The sequence below is a fragment of the Nocardia sp. NPDC051052 genome (genome assembly GCF_044456045.1).
GTDB lineage: Bacteria > Actinomycetota > Actinomycetes > Mycobacteriales > Mycobacteriaceae > Nocardia.
Genome location: NZ_JBITFL010000004.1, coordinates 404,853 through 419,693, shown reverse-complemented (window position 1 = coordinate 419,693; position 14,841 = coordinate 404,853). Strand labels below are relative to the sequence as shown.

At 64.1% G+C, this 14,841-nt stretch carries 17 protein-coding genes; 9 read left to right on the top strand and 8 right to left on the bottom strand.

What is annotated here, in order from left to right; translation table 11 throughout:
* Positions 1 to 45 precede the first annotated feature (45 nt).
* On the top strand, positions 46 to 315 hold the full coding sequence (locus tag ACIBCN_RS15935) for a DUF2631 domain-containing protein (RefSeq protein WP_396992274.1): 270 nt from the start codon (positions 46 to 48) through the stop codon (positions 313 to 315).
* 139 nt (positions 316 to 454) lie between these two features.
* Entirely contained in the window at positions 455 to 778 is a 324-nt protein-coding gene (locus tag ACIBCN_RS15930) for a hypothetical protein (protein WP_396992273.1), read from the top strand.
* A 159-nt stretch (positions 779 to 937) separates the two neighbouring features.
* On the opposite strand, the gene ACIBCN_RS15925 is transcribed toward ACIBCN_RS15930, so the two are convergent.
* Complete coding sequence (locus ACIBCN_RS15925; RefSeq protein ID WP_396992272.1) at positions 938 to 1,876, bottom strand: LysR family transcriptional regulator; 939 nt, start codon at positions 1,874 to 1,876, stop codon at positions 938 to 940.
* Positions 1,877 to 1,993: 117 nt separating this feature from the next.
* On the opposite strand from ACIBCN_RS15925, the gene ACIBCN_RS15920 reads away from it, so the two are divergent.
* Positions 1,994 to 2,407: a DUF5997 family protein gene (locus ACIBCN_RS15920; RefSeq protein WP_396992271.1), complete on the top strand. Its 414-nt coding sequence runs from the start codon at positions 1,994 to 1,996 to the stop codon at positions 2,405 to 2,407.
* Between the two features lie 47 nt (positions 2,408 to 2,454).
* Here the strand turns inward: ACIBCN_RS15920 and ACIBCN_RS15915 are convergent, their stop codons facing one another.
* Entirely contained in the window at positions 2,455 to 3,051 is a 597-nt protein-coding gene (locus ACIBCN_RS15915) for a hypothetical protein (RefSeq protein WP_396992270.1), read from the bottom strand.
* Entirely contained in the window at positions 3,048 to 3,665 is a 618-nt protein-coding gene (locus ACIBCN_RS15910) for a papain-like cysteine protease family protein (RefSeq protein WP_396992269.1), read from the bottom strand. The genes ACIBCN_RS15915 and ACIBCN_RS15910 overlap by 4 nt, the downstream gene beginning before the upstream one ends.
* A 310-nt stretch (positions 3,666 to 3,975) precedes the next feature.
* On the opposite strand from ACIBCN_RS15910, the gene ACIBCN_RS15905 reads away from it, so the two are divergent.
* Both ACIBCN_RS15905 and ACIBCN_RS15900 read left to right on the top strand, forming a co-directional pair.
* Positions 3,976 to 4,833, top strand: coding sequence for a C1 family peptidase (locus ACIBCN_RS15905; protein ID WP_396992268.1), 858 nt, complete (start codon positions 3,976 to 3,978; stop codon positions 4,831 to 4,833).
* 400 nt (positions 4,834 to 5,233) lie between these two features.
* A complete protein-coding gene (locus ACIBCN_RS15900; protein WP_396992267.1) occupies positions 5,234 to 7,204 on the top strand; it encodes a glycosyl hydrolase family 18 protein in 1,971 nt (656 codons plus the stop codon).
* A gap of 77 nt (positions 7,205 to 7,281) precedes the next feature.
* Here the strand turns inward: ACIBCN_RS15900 and ACIBCN_RS15895 are convergent, their stop codons facing one another.
* Together ACIBCN_RS15895 and ACIBCN_RS15890 are read right to left on the bottom strand one after the other, a co-directional pair.
* A complete protein-coding gene (locus ACIBCN_RS15895) occupies positions 7,282 to 8,697 on the bottom strand; it encodes a serine/threonine-protein kinase (RefSeq protein ID WP_396992266.1) in 1,416 nt (471 codons plus the stop codon).
* A 157-nt stretch (positions 8,698 to 8,854) separates the two neighbouring features.
* On the bottom strand, positions 8,855 to 9,439 hold the full coding sequence (locus ACIBCN_RS15890) for a TetR/AcrR family transcriptional regulator (protein WP_396992265.1): 585 nt from the start codon (positions 9,437 to 9,439) through the stop codon (positions 8,855 to 8,857).
* 85 nt (positions 9,440 to 9,524) lie between these two features.
* Between ACIBCN_RS15890 and ACIBCN_RS15885 the strand changes: the two genes are divergently transcribed.
* Positions 9,525 to 10,682 carry an FAD-dependent oxidoreductase gene (locus ACIBCN_RS15885; RefSeq protein ID WP_396992264.1) on the top strand — a complete coding sequence of 386 codons (1,158 nt, stop codon included), beginning with the start codon at positions 9,525 to 9,527 and terminating at the stop codon, positions 10,680 to 10,682.
* A 121-nt stretch (positions 10,683 to 10,803) separates the two neighbouring features.
* On the top strand, positions 10,804 to 11,754 hold the full coding sequence (locus tag ACIBCN_RS15880) for an alpha/beta fold hydrolase (protein WP_396992263.1): 951 nt from the start codon (positions 10,804 to 10,806) through the stop codon (positions 11,752 to 11,754).
* Positions 11,755 to 11,913: 159 nt separating this feature from the next.
* Here ACIBCN_RS15880 and ACIBCN_RS15875 read toward each other — a convergent pair whose 3' ends face one another.
* From ACIBCN_RS15875 to ACIBCN_RS15865, 3 genes are all read right to left on the bottom strand, one after another.
* The gene (locus tag ACIBCN_RS15875; protein ID WP_396992262.1) at positions 11,914 to 12,213 is read right to left on the bottom strand and encodes a hypothetical protein; all 300 of its coding nucleotides are present in this window, start codon (positions 12,211 to 12,213) and stop codon (positions 11,914 to 11,916) included.
* Between the two features lie 232 nt (positions 12,214 to 12,445).
* Positions 12,446 to 12,730 carry a hypothetical protein gene (locus ACIBCN_RS15870; RefSeq protein WP_396992261.1) on the bottom strand — a complete coding sequence of 95 codons (285 nt, stop codon included), beginning with the start codon at positions 12,728 to 12,730 and terminating at the stop codon, positions 12,446 to 12,448.
* Between the two features lie 289 nt (positions 12,731 to 13,019).
* A complete protein-coding gene (locus ACIBCN_RS15865) occupies positions 13,020 to 13,733 on the bottom strand; it encodes a MerR family transcriptional regulator (protein WP_396992260.1) in 714 nt (237 codons plus the stop codon).
* A 62-nt stretch (positions 13,734 to 13,795) separates the two neighbouring features.
* Between ACIBCN_RS15865 and ACIBCN_RS15860 the strand changes: the two genes are divergently transcribed.
* Entirely contained in the window at positions 13,796 to 14,272 is a 477-nt protein-coding gene (locus tag ACIBCN_RS15860; RefSeq protein WP_396992259.1) for a DUF6194 family protein, read from the top strand.
* 181 nt (positions 14,273 to 14,453) lie between these two features.
* On the top strand, positions 14,454 to 14,759 hold the full coding sequence (locus ACIBCN_RS15855; RefSeq protein WP_396992258.1) for a helix-turn-helix domain-containing protein: 306 nt from the start codon (positions 14,454 to 14,456) through the stop codon (positions 14,757 to 14,759).
* The last annotated feature ends 82 nt before the right edge of the window (positions 14,760 to 14,841 follow it).

Sequence of the window (14,841 nt, the reverse complement as noted above, 5' to 3'; positions counted from 1 at the left end):
CGATATCGAGCAGCAGTCCATCCCGAACCAGCTAAGGAGCGAATCGTGGCCGCCACGGAAATCGAACCCGCCAGCACCGAGCGCGGCATCGTCACTCACGTGGACACCGCCGAGGTTCCCTCCGCCGCGTGGGGGTGGAGCGGTGAGTCGCCCCGCACCTTCCGCGTCGCGGGCTGGATCGTCGCGTTCATCCTGGTCGCGATGGTCATCGGTAACCACAAGGGACATGTCGAGGACATCTTCCTGGTCGGTTTCGCCCTCGCCATCATCGGCATTCTGGTCCGGGACTCGTTCCTGCGCCGCAAGCCGCGCTAGTCGGGCGTCCCGCTGGGCCGAATGCCCTCAGATATATCGGCTTTCATCGAGCCAAACCGTCTAGTACGGTTTGCGTCGAGAGGTCCGCGATCCGATTCGGGTTGCGGACCTTCGCTGCTGACCAGACCGTGAGGACGTTATGCCCAAGATTTTTGCCGCCGCGCTGCTGACCGCCAGCGCCGTCGGTTCGTTGTTGCTGCTGCCCGCCGCGACGGCCAACGCCCAGTCCGAGACCTGCGGCCGCGCCGTCGACGCGATCAACAAGGCCATCGACGGATCCCCCAACGGTGTCCTGGAGGCCCCGGTCGCGAAGGCGCTGCACGTCACGCTGCTGTCCATCGCCGCGAGCGGCGGCGAACAGGCCGAGAAGGACGTCATCCTCGCCTACGCCAACGCACTGGCCGACGACAACATCAGCGACCTGGACCCGGTCACCGACCAACTCAACCGAGTTTGCGGCTGAACTCGCCGATAGGCGAATAGCTTTCGGCGTTACGGCGCCAAATCCGCACTCTTTCTCGGGATCGGCACTCGCTTTAGGGCCCTAAAGCGAGTGCCGATCCCGAATGAAGGTGCAGCTGTAGTCGATTGGTTCGGCGGGGTGGGTCGGCTCGCCCGGGAGCTAGCGGCCTCGGCGTTTCGCGGGCTTCTTCTTGGCGACCGAGTTCCTTGCCGGGCTCGGCCGTCCACTGGCCCGCTTCGCCGCTGATTTCTTCTGCGGCTCAGGGCTTTTGGCTCGCGCAGCCGGAGACCGCGAGCTGCGCTCGGAACGGCCTCGAACGACTCCCACGAAATCCTCGACCAAGTCGCTGGTCCGATCCGTCGGCCACGCCAAAGCGATCTCGGTGTCCGCGACGTCGGTGACCGTGCGGTACACGAGGTCGCGACGAGCGTGCAGCCGAGCGATCGAATGCGGTACCACGGCAACACCCACGCCCGCCGCGACAAGTTCGATGACCCCATCGACTGCGTCGATATCGGCGGCGTCCTGCATCCGCTCATCGGCCAGGTCCGCCATGCTCACCTGCTCGAACACCGAGATCGGATGATCCTTCGGCACCACGACCACCGGCAGCTCCCGATAGAGCGGAATCGCACTCATCCCGTCCCGATCGATCGGCAACCGGACAAAGCACAGATCGACCCGCCCCTCCCGCAACGCCACGTTTTGCTCGCCCATCGGCACTCCGACCACCTCGAGCGACGTATCCGGAAACCGTTCACTCCAGATCCGCGTCCACTTCGACACCGTCACCCCCGGCACGAAGCCGACCCGCAACGCGGCAGGGCCGGCCGGAACCTCCTCGACAACCGCCGCCGCCCGCGCGATCAACTCCCGCGCCTCCCCCAGCAGCTCCTCCCCGTCCTCGGTCAACCGCGTCGGCTGCGCACCGGGCACGAACAGCTTCGTCCCCAGCTCCTCCTCCAATTCGATCACCGTTTGACTCAACCGCTGCCGCGAAATATTCAACTCCTTCGCCGCCCGCGCGAAATGCAGCTCCTCGGCAACCGCGACAAACCACCGCAGCCGCACGACATCGATCGACTCGAACCGGCTCATGACAGGAACACTATCGCCACCCGATACGCTGGTTCCAATGAGCGAGCGACAGCGAGTAAATCAATGGCACAGCCCCCTCGGGCGCACGGCGGAGCCGAGCGCCAGCGAGGTGGAGTCGTGAGCCCGGAACCTAACCCCCAGATGATGAAGCCGTTGACCGCAGCCAACAAGCTCGGCATCTACCTTCCCGCGGCCCCCGAATCCTTCCGCAACACCCCCCTCTCCCGCACCGACCTCGACGCCCTCCGCACCAACCCCCCGGAGTGGCTCACCGACCTCCGCCGCACCGGCCCCTTCCCCCGCGACATCACCGCCCGCAAACTGGGCGTCTCCAACTCCGGCCTCTCCCGCGCCGAAGTCTCCGACGCCCTCACGGCCGACGAAATCGCCGCCCTCCTCGCCGACCCCCCGGAGTGGCTGGTCCGCGAACGCGAAACCTACGCCGAGGTCCTGAAGGAAAACGAGCGAATCGCCACCAAGGAAGCCGAACGCCGCGCCGCCACCAACCGCCCCGCCAAAAACCGCACATAGGGGTTCTCGGACGGCCTCCAGGCCGCAGCGTTACGCCATGGCGGAACTCACCGTGATGTCAGCCATTGTTTGAATTGGTTCGTGTCGAATTCTCGCCCGTTCATATCGGGGTTTGTGCTGGATGAGATTGTGGTGACTTGGGTTTGGGTCCAGGCGAACCAGGTGTGGGAGGGGTAGTCCAGGAGTAGGTGGGCGTTGGGCGGTAGGGACTGGGCTGCTCGGGATTCCTCGGTTCCTGTTGCGATGGCTCGCGGGGTGTAGGGCGGGGTCGGGGTGAGTTGGATTGTGTCGGGGTCGGTCTGGGGGTCGATTCTTACTGGTACGGCGATGTATGACGGGGTGCCGGCGGTTTGCAATGAGGACTGGGGATCGGTCGCGAACTCGAGGTTGGTTGCGTAGATCGTCACGTTGTCGCCGGTTCGGTGGAGAGGCGGCGAGGTTTCGTTGATCGGCGGTTGTTGGGATCGCAGGAATGAGGCGGCCAGTTGGGTTGTCGCCGGTGATTCGAGTACTCGGTCGATCGTGTCGGCGTCGGGGGTGGTTGCCGAGCTGACGTCGGTATTTGCGGGGGCGTGGGCCGCGCATCCTTGAATTGCGCAGGCGGCGCACAGGAGTGCTGCTACGTAGAGCGCGCGCCGGGTCATTTCTTTTTCGTTATTCCGTAATCTTCGCCGAACCATGCCCATTCGGAGTTCTGTGTGTACGACGCGAGGGTCTGCGTGACTATCCGCTGCGAGGTCGGCCACGGGTCTCCGTAAGTGACGGTGCCGGTATCCGCGTCGTAGCCGTAGACGACTTGGGCGTGGCCACCACCCGCGGCCCATGCGATTCCGGTGAGGATCGGGCGGTTCGACGAGATCTCCGCGGCGATTTTGGTCATCGAGAACGGGGAGCCGACCGACGCGTTGAAGCCGATCTTCTTGAATGCGCTGGCGATCTCCTCCAGCGAGGCGCTCTCATTGGGGCACAGCTTGTTTCCGGCGGTGGCGTGCACGAGTTTGCAGTAGTCGGCTTGGGCGATGCGATGGCCGAGGTAGGTGGAGATGGCGGCGCCGTCGGCTGCCCAGCACCATTGATTCCACTCTTGCACTTGCTGTGCATAGGGAAGCGTTTGGGAACCGGAGGCCATGACCCGCGGTTCGATGACGCCGGGTAGTCCGGAGGTGACCTTCAGTCCGGTCGGGCGCGCGGTGAAATCCTTTCCAGGAGATATCGGTTCGGCGATCGATGCACCATGACCGAACGAAATGATCACCACTGTCGCGGCGATTATCACGGCATGAAATTTTCTTCGCGACAGCACTCGGACACCCTCTTTCGGGGTTATTGAAATTTCAGGAAAAGCTACGCCGCGACTTCCGACGGCGGCAAGTGGGGAACGTCCCCAATCCGAAACATGATGTCAACACCCAATGCTGTTGCCGCACTGAAGTTTTGCGAGGAGCATTCGCAATGTAGCAACGGAACGCCCGAACTGTTCCACAGTTCAACAATTTTCGACGTCCGGTGCGCATCAGGGCCTGCGCCCTAAATCGACAAAACGGACAAATCACCAATCAGGAGTCACCATGCGTTACTCATTCATGCCTGCCGCAGTGGCATTCGCGGTGGGCGTCGGACTCGTCTCGGCGGGAATCGCGCAAGCACAACCGCCCACGTCACCCGAACTCAAGCACCATTCCTTCGGATTCGATGTGAAAGCCGCGAAGGCCAACAAGGGCAGGGACACCAGCACCGGATTCGCGCTGCCCGTCCGTGTCGGCTCCGCCGTGGCGCCGCCGTCCTATTCGCTCAAGCAGTTCGCGGCGCCGGCGGGCGACCAGGGCCCGGTCGGGTCCTGCGTGACCTGGGCGACCGGTTACACCGGCTACGGCGTATTGATGAACGAGCAGCAGATCAGCGGCGGTCCGATGGCGCCGATGTACATCTACGCACAGATCGCGAAAGGCGACGACCAGGGCACCTGGGCCGGCGTCGCCTTGCCGATGGAGACCAGCCAGGGGATCGACCAAAAATCACACTACTGGCAGGGCGATTTCGACTACACCACCCAGCCCGACGCGTCGGAGCGCGCAAATGCCGCGCACTACAAGCTCTCCGGCGCCAAGGATCTGTCTTCCGGCGATCGGGTGACCAACATCAAGAACGCGATCTCGGCAGGTCTGCCGGTCCCGATCGGATTCGAGGTCAGGCAGAGTTTCATGGACCTGGGCCCGGGCCACTCCCGCTACAACCCGTCGCGCAACGAGCGCACCGTTGGCGGCCATGAGGTGACGATCGTCGGATATGACGCAAATGGCGTCACCATCGAGAATTCATGGGGATCGAGTTGGGGTGACAACGGATTCTTTACCGCACCGTGGTCCTTCATCACCGGCGGCGACGTCGATGAGGTTCACTCGATGGGTCGACTTGTCACCGGATGATTGATCATGCCATGAGAAGTTCGAAGTCCTGATTCCTGTCGGCGCAACCACCGGCAGGAACCGGGCGTTTCCATCGGTTCGCCACCAGACTCCCCCTTCGACAACCGTGCGTCTATACCGTTGGAACTGGGGAAATAACGCGCTGACGTGCCGAGTTCCCCACTCTCACACTGGGGATCCGGACGCCTTCTTTCATGTCATGATTCAAACGGCTGTCCAGCCTCGGCGGCACTCCCATCGACCGGAACAGCCACCAGCACAACATATTTCGGTTCTCGTTCGCCTACGATCTTCGGGCCATCGCCGCGCGCACACAGAAATGTCGCGGTGAACGATTCGCTGACCCTTATGCGACTCCGTTCATCGGGGACCGATCCAATGTCCCCATAGGGAGGACCCCATGCGAACGGCGAAATCTACCGGGCTCGTCGCAATGGTCGCGAGTCTATTGATCGGCATAGCGGCGGTGTTGGTGGGATTCACCAACGCGCCGGCCCAGACCGCGGCCACTGCTCCCCCGACCTCCGGCGGCGTCAAAATCGGCTACTACAACCAATGGTCGGTCTACGAAAACGCCTTCTACCTCAAGAACGTCGACACCTCGGGTATGGCGGGCAAGCTCGACTACATGATGTACGCGTTCGCGAACATCCACCCCACCGACCTGACCTGCTTCGAGGCGAACAAGGCGGCGAGCCAGGACGAGAACAACCCGAATGCCGGTGACGGCGCGGGTGATTCATTCGCCGACTACGGCAAGTCGTTCGGCGCATCAATCAGTGTCGACGGCACCGCGGACGCCTGGAACGACCCGATCGTCGGCAACTTCAAGCAGATCAAGGAGCTGAAAGCGAAGCACCCGAACCTCAAGGTGCTGTTGTCGATCGGCGGCTGGACGTACTCGAAGTTCTTCTCCGATATCTCCGCGACCGATGCCTCGCGCAAGAAGTTCGCGTCCTCCTGCATCGACATGTTCATCAAAGGCAACCTGCCGAAGGCCGATGGTTACGGCGGCCCGGGAACCGGTAAGGGCATCTTCGACGGTCTCGATCTGGACTGGGAGTATCCCGGCGGTGGCGGGCATCTCGGCAACCACGCCTCGCCCGCCGACCGGGCGAACTTCACGTTGCTGACGGCCGAGTTGCGCAAGCAGCTGGACGCGCAGGGCGTGACCGACAACAAGCATTACTCGCTGACCGCGGCCGTGGGGGCGGGGCAGGACAAGATCCGCAACTACGAGACCAACAACCTCGGCAACTACCTCGATTTCGTCAATGTCATGACCTATGACATGCATGGGGCGTGGGATGCCAAGGGCCCGACCAACTTCCAGGATCCGATCTACAGCAGGCCGGACGACCCGATGAACCCGGTCCCGCCGGGCAACGCGAAATACAACATAGATGAGGCGGTCACCGCGTGGACCACGGGTGACAGTTCCTACGGCATCCCCGGTGGCTTCCCGGCGAACAAGCTGACCATCGGCTATCCGTTCTATTACCGCGGTTGGACGGGTGTGCAGCCCGGCAACAACCATGGGCTGTTCCAACCCGCGACCGGTCCGGCGCCGGGCGGCCCGTCCTCCGGGAACGTCCCCGGCATCCGGATGTACAAGGAGCTGTCCGGAGTCGTCGACAATCCGTCACGCACGTTCTACGACCCCGTAGCGCAGGCCGCCTACTTCTATGACGGCACCAACTTCTGGGGCGGCGACTCGCTGCAATCCATCCAGGCCAAGTCGGATTACCTGCACTGCAAGGGACTCGGCGGCGCGATGATGTACTCGCTGGAAAACCTGGATCCGGCATCGACGTTGTTCAACCAGGTGATCAAGACCGTCGACGGTAGCGCCGCAGGCTGCACCCCGCCGACGACCACACCGACCACGCCGCCGACGTCGACGACGACCACCGTTCCACCCACCACAACCACGACGGTTCCGCCGACCACAACCACGACGCCGCCCACCGGAAACGGTGTGGTCAACGGCGATTTCGAAAGCGGCGCACTGACCCCGTGGTCTTGCGCGGGCAACCTCGGCTCGCTCGTCACCAGTCCGGTGCACGGTGGCAAGAACGCCCTGACCGGTGCGACGAGCAACGGCGACACCGCTCAATGCGCGCAAGAGATCACCGTCGAGCCGAATCACGCGTACACGTTGTCGGCATGGGTAAACGGTAACTACGTCTACCTCGGCGTCACCGGCTCGGGAACCACCGACACGTCCACCTGGACACCGGGAACCGGCGGTGCGTACCAACAACTTTCCACCAAATTCACCACCGGTGCGTCGACCACCAAGGTCACCGTATGGGTCCACGGCTGGTATGGCCAAGGGTCCTACAGCGTGGATGACGTCACCCTGAAATAAGAACCCGCGAGCACAAAGGTGGGCCTCGCGCAACGAGGCCCACCTTTGTCACGCGCCCAGTCCTTATGCACGCCAACTCATCTAGGCTTGCCCGCAAGCCACCGGCCGGTAGAGCGCGACGTCGCGCACCACAACCCGGTGAGCGAAAGTACCGGCACCCAGCCAATAATTGTCAAGACGACATAATCATGGTCGGTGAGAGAAGCACCTACGGCGGCCACACCGATAAGTGTGACGATCGCGGAACCGCCAGCAACCACCAGCCTTCCGACGCGCTTTCGCGCCAGTAGCGCCAACGAACCGCCGATCAGCAGCAGCGATAGTGAGGTGGCGATGACCGCTACGGTGATCTGAGTAGCCACATCGGCGTCAGGTCCGGTATCCAGGTCGACCACTGCGCCGACTGCACCCGTTCCAACGATCAAGCCGAAGAGCAAGGCAACGACAGCGGCAGTTTTCGCGGTCCAGCCCGACAAACGGGGTGGGCCCGCCACCGGCGTCAGCTGCCACGGATACACGGACTCGCCGACCGGACCCGATGGGCGGTTCAGCGCCGTCGGGGCAGTGCGGCGCCGCAGATCGCCATCAATAGCGGTTGCCGGATCGGGTCGACTGTTCAGCACGGTCGGCGACGTTCGGGATCCGAGCACAGCGCTTCGACCGGACAGGGCAGCCACCGCCGCTTCCGCGAATTCGCTGCAGCTGGCGAATCTTTCGTGTCGCGGCTTGGCCATCGCGCGGGCGATCACGTCGTCGAGCGGCGCCGGTAAATCGGGGCGACGATCGCTGAGCCGTGGCACGGGTTTGGTGATGTGCCCGGCGACGATCTGCCCCGGATTGGTTGCGGGATAGGGCGTCTGTCCGGCCAGCAGGGTGAAAAGCGTGCAGGCGAGCGAATACTGGTCGGCGCGGTGATCCACCCGCTCGCCGGATAATTGTTCCGGTGACGCGTAAGCGAGTGTGGCGGTGAAGGTTCCGGTGGCCGTCAGCTTGGTGTCGGCGTCGAGCATTCGAGCGATACCGAAATCGGTGAGGACCGCGCGCGGCCCACGTCCCGATATCGGTTCGGACAGCAGGATATTCGCGGGTTTGATGTCACGATGCAGCACTCCGCGCCCATGGGCGTAGTCCAGCGCGTCCGCGGTGTCGGTGATGATCCGCACGACGTGTTCCGGCGGCGCGGTTCGAGGATCCACGCGCGCGGCATCGGTACCGGCGATGTACTGCATGGAAATCCACAGATGCCCGTCCTGGGTGCCGCGGTCATAGATCCCGACGATCCCCGGATGATCCAGGCGTGCAACAACATTGGCTTCCAATTCGAAGCGGCGCCGCAACTCCTCGTCCTCGGACACCGCCCGGTGCAACAGTTTGAGCGCGACCAGTCGCGGCAGGCGCGGATGCCGAGCCCGATAAACGGTTCCCATGCCACCCTGCCCGAGCACACCCTCGACAAGGTAACCGGCGAACGAGTCACCCACAGCCAGCACCACGCCCCCTCCCCTCGCGCCTTCCGATCGAGCGCAGCATAACCTGCGGCCGATTCGCGAAGGGCGAGTCCATCTGCGTCTGCGGGCCAGGTCGCAATTCCGCGTTTCCGAGATCCGCCATGCCCGATCGCACGTGCCACCGGCGCGGTGGGGCGATCAGCTATACGGGATGGGTTGTGTTCCAACCATTTTCGAGGAGGGCGAAGATTTCTTCCGCGGCACGGCGCGGGTTGGGGTGCCGTTCGATGAGGTCGCTGGCGTCGAGGGCGAAGCGGGCCAGTGCGGCGCAAGAAAGGTCGTCGGTGGGGGCGTCGACGGCTGCCGCGATCGCCTTCGCCAGGGCGTTTTCGTGACGCAGCCACATGCGGCGGGCGTATTCGCGCAGGACCGGGGTGTCGGCGATCATGCGGGTGAAGGCCGCCGTTTGGGCAGCCTCCGCAGCTACTTTGTTCGCCCGCAACAGGATGTGCTCGCTTAAGGCCCCGGGGATGGATTGGCCGGGGGCGCGGTCGTGGACCGCTGCGACGAGTCCAGCTTCCAGATCGTCGTCGAGGTCGAAGAGCAGCGCCTCTTTGCTGGGGAAATGCTTGAACAGCGTGGTCACCGAGACGTCCGCGGCTTCGGCGACGTCTTTGACGCTGACCCGGTCGTAGCCGTGCTCGAGGAACAGCCGCAGCGCGGCGTCGGCCAGCGACGTACGGGTCTGGGCCTTCTTGCGCTCGCGGCGCCCGATCGGTTCGTCCACGCCGCCCACCCTACCCAATGAAGATGCAGTCACTACCAAAGTTTAGTGATTGCACTTTTTTAGTGAGTTAGGTTTCATGAGTGGCATGAGTTCTTCCACCTGCCCCCGCATCGCTGTCGTCGGCGCCGGTCTCGGCGGCCTCGCCTGCGCGCGCGGCCTCCAACTGCATGACCGTGCCGTCACCGTGTTCGAACAAGAGATCTCCCCCACCGCGCGTACCCAGGGCGGAACTCTCGACCTGCACGCCGACACCGGGCAGGTTGCCTTGCGCGCGACAGGGCTGTTCGAGATGTTCCAGACCTTGGCGCGGCCCGAAGGCCAGGAGCTGCGCGCACTCGACCCCCGCACCGCCGAGATCCTGCATCACCAGCAACCGGCCGAGGACTACGCGCCGGAGATCGACCGGGGACAGCTGCGCGGTCTGTTCCTCGAATCCCTCACCCCCGGCACCATCCGCTGGGGGAAGGCTGTCGAGTCCGTCGATGGCACCACCCTGCGATTTCGCGATGGCTCAACCGAGCAGTTCGATCTCATCATCGGCGCCGACGGCGCTTGGTCACGCATCAGATCCGCCCTCTCCCCGGCTGTCCCCACGCACACCGGCACCACCCTGGTCGAAACGTTCCTCGACGATGCCGACACCCGCCACCCCGCATTGGCCCGCTTGGTCGGCAACGGCACCACCATCGCCAAGTCCGGTCGCACGATGCTGTCCGCCCAGCGCAACAGCGGCGGCCACATCCGCGTCTACGCCGGGCTCGAAATCCCGCACGACTGGTACACCACCGCGGGTCTGGACCTGGACGACACCGCGGCAGTACGCGAACATCTACTGACTCTGTTCGACGGCTGGCACGACAGCCTGCTCGACCTATTGCGTTGCGGCGACGGCGGATTCGTCAACCGTCCGCTGTTCGTCCTGCCCGTCGGCCACAGCTGGGACCACGTCCCCGGCCGCACCCTGCTCGGCGACGCCGCCCACCTCATGCCCCCGTTCGGCATCGGCGCCAACCTCGCCATGCTCGACGGCGTCGACCTGGCCGCCGCCATCGCCGCACACCCCACCCTCGACGACGCGGTGCGCGCGTACGAATCCGTCATGCTGCCCCGCTCCACCGCGGCGGCCCAAGCCTGCGTCGAGCTGGACAAGTCCATCGCCACGGGCGAGCCGATCGACGTCGACGCGGTGCGCAAACAGCTCAACGAACGGCTGCTCCAGGCGTCCGCGGATCGACCGGGGTAGCGCACACCCTGGGTGGTGATCTGCTCCACCTTGGAGGACCGAGCCCAGCACTCGGGGGCCTGATGTCGGCGCCGGCCGTGGCGGACAGTTAAACCTGTCACCCAGCGAACCGGAGCCTCCGATGTCGATCTCGAGCACCATCGTCACCTCGGCGGAACGTCGTGTCACGGTCTCGACCGAAGACGGTGTGGCGCTCGCGGTTCGTGAGTACGGCCCACGGAATGCGGAGCTGACAGTCGTTCTGCTGCATGGACATTGCTTGCGCACCGAGTCCTGGACCGACGTCCGCGACGCGCTGCTGCGCCAGTATTCCGGCGCACGGGTGGTCTGCTACGACCATCGGGGCCACGGCGATTCGGCTGCGGCGTCCCGGCAGACCTACACCCTCCCGCAGCTCGGGCACGATCTGCGCGACGTCCTCGATGTCGTGGCCCCCACCGGCCCGGTTGTGCTCGTCGGCCACTCGATGGGCGGCATGGCCGTGCTGACCTACGTCAGTCAACGGCCGCACGAGATCGGAACCCGCATCGTGGGTGTCGGGCTGATCGCGACCGCGGCGAGCGGGCTAGCCGATGCCGGGTTCGGGCGGCTGCTGCGCAACCCGGTCGTTTCGGTCTTCCAGGCCGCGGTCCGCCAGGCACCGGTGTTGATGCAGCACGCGAAGCTGTTGGCCTGCAAGGTTTTCGCTCCCGTCATCCGGACTGCCGAGTTCGGCAATCGACGGGTCAGCCCCCGCGTGCTCGCCCTTGCCAACGCGATGCACAACGAGACGAAGATCGTGACGATGGCGAGCTTCTTGAGCGGCTTCATGGTCTACGACCGGACCGATACGCTCGCGGTGCTCTCGCGGATTCCGACGTTGGTGCTGTGCGGTTCCGCCGATCTGATGACGCCGCCGTCGCACTCCGTCGCGATGGCCGCGGCCGTCGAGTATTCGGATTTCGTGCTGGTCGAGGGTGCCGGGCATTCGGTGATCATGGAGCAGCCGAGTCGGGTTGCCGAGGCCGTTGCGCGCCTGATGACGCGAGCCTGCGGGGCGAATAAGGGCAGTCATCTCGCCCTCGTCGCTTGATCCGCGCGCACGTTATCGGCAGACCCGACGCGAGTTTCCCTAGCGAGAACGGCTTCCTATCCTGAGATAGGAAGCCGTTCTGCCGATTTCGTCAAGCGCTAGCGCCGGCCGTCACGGCGATCGCCGCCTAGATCTGGCCGAATAGACGGAGAGGCGGGCTCAGTTACCGGTGGTGAACTGACTCTGCTGGGCAATGACGAAGCCACCTTCGCCGTTGCGGTCGGTGCCGGTATCGAGGACCTTGTCGTCCAGGAAGGCGGCGGCCTCCCGGTCCAGGAAGATGCGCGATCCCTCGGCCGTCAGGACCTGATCTTGCTCAGCCGGTATCGCGGCCACTTCGAGTTGCAGCGTCTCGGCACCGTCCGCGGTGGAGATTCGCAGACCAGCCTCCTCCGGCGCGCCGTCCGCGGACGTGATGTTGCGAACGACCTCGATGGCGGTGGGGGTGAGCATCAACATGAATTTGGTTCCTTCCCGCTGTCGTGACAGTCCGCCAAGTGCTGGCGAACTCCATTCCGCCGACCAGCCGGTGACGCCATCGTGGCGTCACCGGCCAGCGCTGGCGTTCTCCAAGGGGTAGCCACCTGCCGCTTCGCGAAACTATTTTTCTCGGCGGTCGCCGCATTCGCCCAGCTCAGGAGCGAATTGTGAGCCTGGACGCACCCGCTCAGTTAGCGGCCAGCGGCCGGGACTACGCGGAACGGTTGCCGGAACGGCCCAGCGACTTGGCCCACTGGAACACCAGCAGGATGGGCAGGATGAATGCCTGGAAGAACATCCAGTACGAGCCGCCGTCGAAGATGAAGGTGAGATAAACGCCGTAGCCCACGAACAGTGTGCCGAAGACGGCGTTGAGTATTTGGCCCACGTTGCCCTGAGATTTAGCGAAGGACAGGACGATCATCGCCACACCACTCACCAACAGCAGGACCACGTACCACGAGAACTGCGGGTCGGCGCTGAAGTCCAGATTCACGAATTTCCCCCATCAAAGTTTGTCGAACACAGAGTTCGGCGAATCCGAACGAGCCCCCCGAACGTGCGAATCGTGCCATTGCCGCCGAGCGACCGCAAGTCGTCGGCGTGAGCCTGCTCGAATCAGAAGCGAATTGTGTTTGTGTTCGAGCTATTTCACTCGATGACCGGGGTCGGTGCGGCTCGGCAGAGGCGGCGGGCTGAGTTCGGTTCGCCGATCACCGATCTCGCCGCCGATGGGGCGAGCGAACCGAGTCCGCCGACACTGGTGTGCCACGGCTGTCGAAGAGTCATGTCGCCAGCGAAACCACGGCGCGTAGTTCCGCGGCGGCGTCGAAAAGCGCGGTGGCGCGGGTGGTGATGCCTGCGTCCCGGGCGGCCAACGCGGACCGCACGTCCGCCGATCGGTGTGCGCGCCGCAACTCCGGCAGCACAGCACGCAGGTGCGCGATGGGGTAGCCCGCTTTTCGGAGTTGATGAACGATTCGGGCATCCCGAACCTGATTCGGTGTGTAGTGGCGCGCACCTTGCCGGGTGCGGCCGGGGATGACCAGACCTTCGATGTCCCAGTGCCGCAACGTCGATGGACGAACACCGAGTGCGTCGGCGAGTTCGGCGATGGTCATGGAGTCAGAGCTGTGCACGTCATCGATCGGCTCGACGGAGATCGACGCGGCGGCCTGCTTGGCATGCCCGAGTTCGATGCGTTCGGTGTGCAGTCGGGCGTGTGCCGCGCCTAGTAGAGCGAGCGCTTCCGAGATCGGACCCGAGTGGACCGTTCGGAGAATCTTCTTGGCTTCGGTCGGCCCCGCGCCGACCGCAAGCGCTCGGTAGGCAAGTGCGGAATGCAGGTGTATCTCCCCGTAGATCCGGTGGCCGGTTGCCGTGCGCGTGGCGGGCGGCAGCACACCGTCACGCTCGAGATTGCGCACCTGCTGCACCGAGTAGCCAGCACGCCGGGCGATATCGACAGTGCGCCTGCCCTGCGATTTGAGGTTTTCCACGCGAACCTCCTCGTAATCGCGCACCAAGTCCACACAAGCACTTGAATGAGACGCTGGAACCTATGACCATAGACGAAATCATCGACGTCATAGCCAGCCTCGACGGCGTCCTCACCCTCAGCCCCAGCGCCGGCGACCAATGGCCCGAAATCAGCTGGGGCGACACCTTCTTCTACTACTCCCCCGACGGCACCGTCCCCACCAACACCCAGCCCTTCGCCACCATCGTGACAAAGGACTACCCCGACGATCAGAGCTCACTTCTCAACCGCCCCAACACCTTCCGAGTCAACATAGCCGCAGGGAAAGAAGCATTCATCGACTGGACCGGTCACCCACCACAGCAGCCCACCACCAACGCGGTCGACTACAGCGTCACCGACACAGTCATCCCCCACCCCACCTACGGCGCCGCAGGCTGGCTCGCAGTCGTAAACCCCGGAAACCACACCGACGCACCAACCCGAGAACTCCTGCACACGGCCTACGACCGCGCCCGTTCCCGCTACGAGCGACGCGCCGAATCAAACCAACGGTAAGCCATCAACCTCGGCTTAACATTCTTATAGCAACGATTAGCCTGGGCGCCGCAGATAATCCCACCGCTGGCGATGCTATCGTTGCTATAAGATCGATAAGATATGACACGTAGTCACTCAGTAGGCCGATTCCTTCGGCCGGAAGCGCTAACGCTGCAATAGCAACGATAGGAGGGGATCAGTGAACAGACCAGCCCCTCGTCGGCGAACACGCAGCGAGACCGCCCCGCTCGCAACCTTCGGGGACTTCATCGCCGAGCGACGCCGCACACTGCGACTGACCCAACTCGATCTGGCCGACCTTGCCGATGTCGGTGTGTCATCAGTGCGCAGACTGGAGGCGGGTCAGACCTCACCGACCCTCGAGATGACCCTGCGCATCCTGGACACACTCGGATTGACGCTCGCCACCATGCCCCACGCCGCCGCGAGGGAGCTGCCGGACAACGTTGCCGAACTGCGCGTGACCAAGGCTGATCAACAGTGACCGCGGCGCCTGATCTCGACCAGCTCCGAGCAGTCGACGAAGCCGATGTGTACACGTTGCCGAAGCTGAAGGGCCCCTTCCG

What these genes read in the sequence shown, in the direction of transcription:
- ACIBCN_RS15930 (WP_396992273.1), top strand. Translation starts at nt 455, where the DNA reads ATGCCCAAGATTTTTGCCGCCGCGCTGCTGACCGCCAGCGCCGTCGGT.
- ACIBCN_RS15925 (WP_396992272.1), bottom strand. Translation starts at nt 1,876, where the DNA reads ATGAGCCGGTTCGAGTCGATCGATGTCGTGCGGCTGCGGTGGTTTGTC.
- ACIBCN_RS15915 (WP_396992270.1), bottom strand. Translation starts at nt 3,051, where the DNA reads ATGACCCGGCGCGCGCTCTACGTAGCAGCACTCCTGTGCGCCGCCTGC.
- ACIBCN_RS15905 (WP_396992268.1), top strand. Translation starts at nt 3,976, where the DNA reads ATGCGTTACTCATTCATGCCTGCCGCAGTGGCATTCGCGGTGGGCGTC.
- ACIBCN_RS15900 (WP_396992267.1), top strand. Translation starts at nt 5,234, where the DNA reads ATGCGAACGGCGAAATCTACCGGGCTCGTCGCAATGGTCGCGAGTCTA.
- ACIBCN_RS15885 (WP_396992264.1), top strand. Translation starts at nt 9,525, where the DNA reads ATGAGTTCTTCCACCTGCCCCCGCATCGCTGTCGTCGGCGCCGGTCTC.
- ACIBCN_RS15880 (WP_396992263.1), top strand. Translation starts at nt 10,804, where the DNA reads ATGTCGATCTCGAGCACCATCGTCACCTCGGCGGAACGTCGTGTCACG.
- ACIBCN_RS15875 (WP_396992262.1), bottom strand. Translation starts at nt 12,213, where the DNA reads ATGTTGATGCTCACCCCCACCGCCATCGAGGTCGTTCGCAACATCACG.
- ACIBCN_RS15860 (WP_396992259.1), top strand. Translation starts at nt 13,796, where the DNA reads ATGACCATAGACGAAATCATCGACGTCATAGCCAGCCTCGACGGCGTC.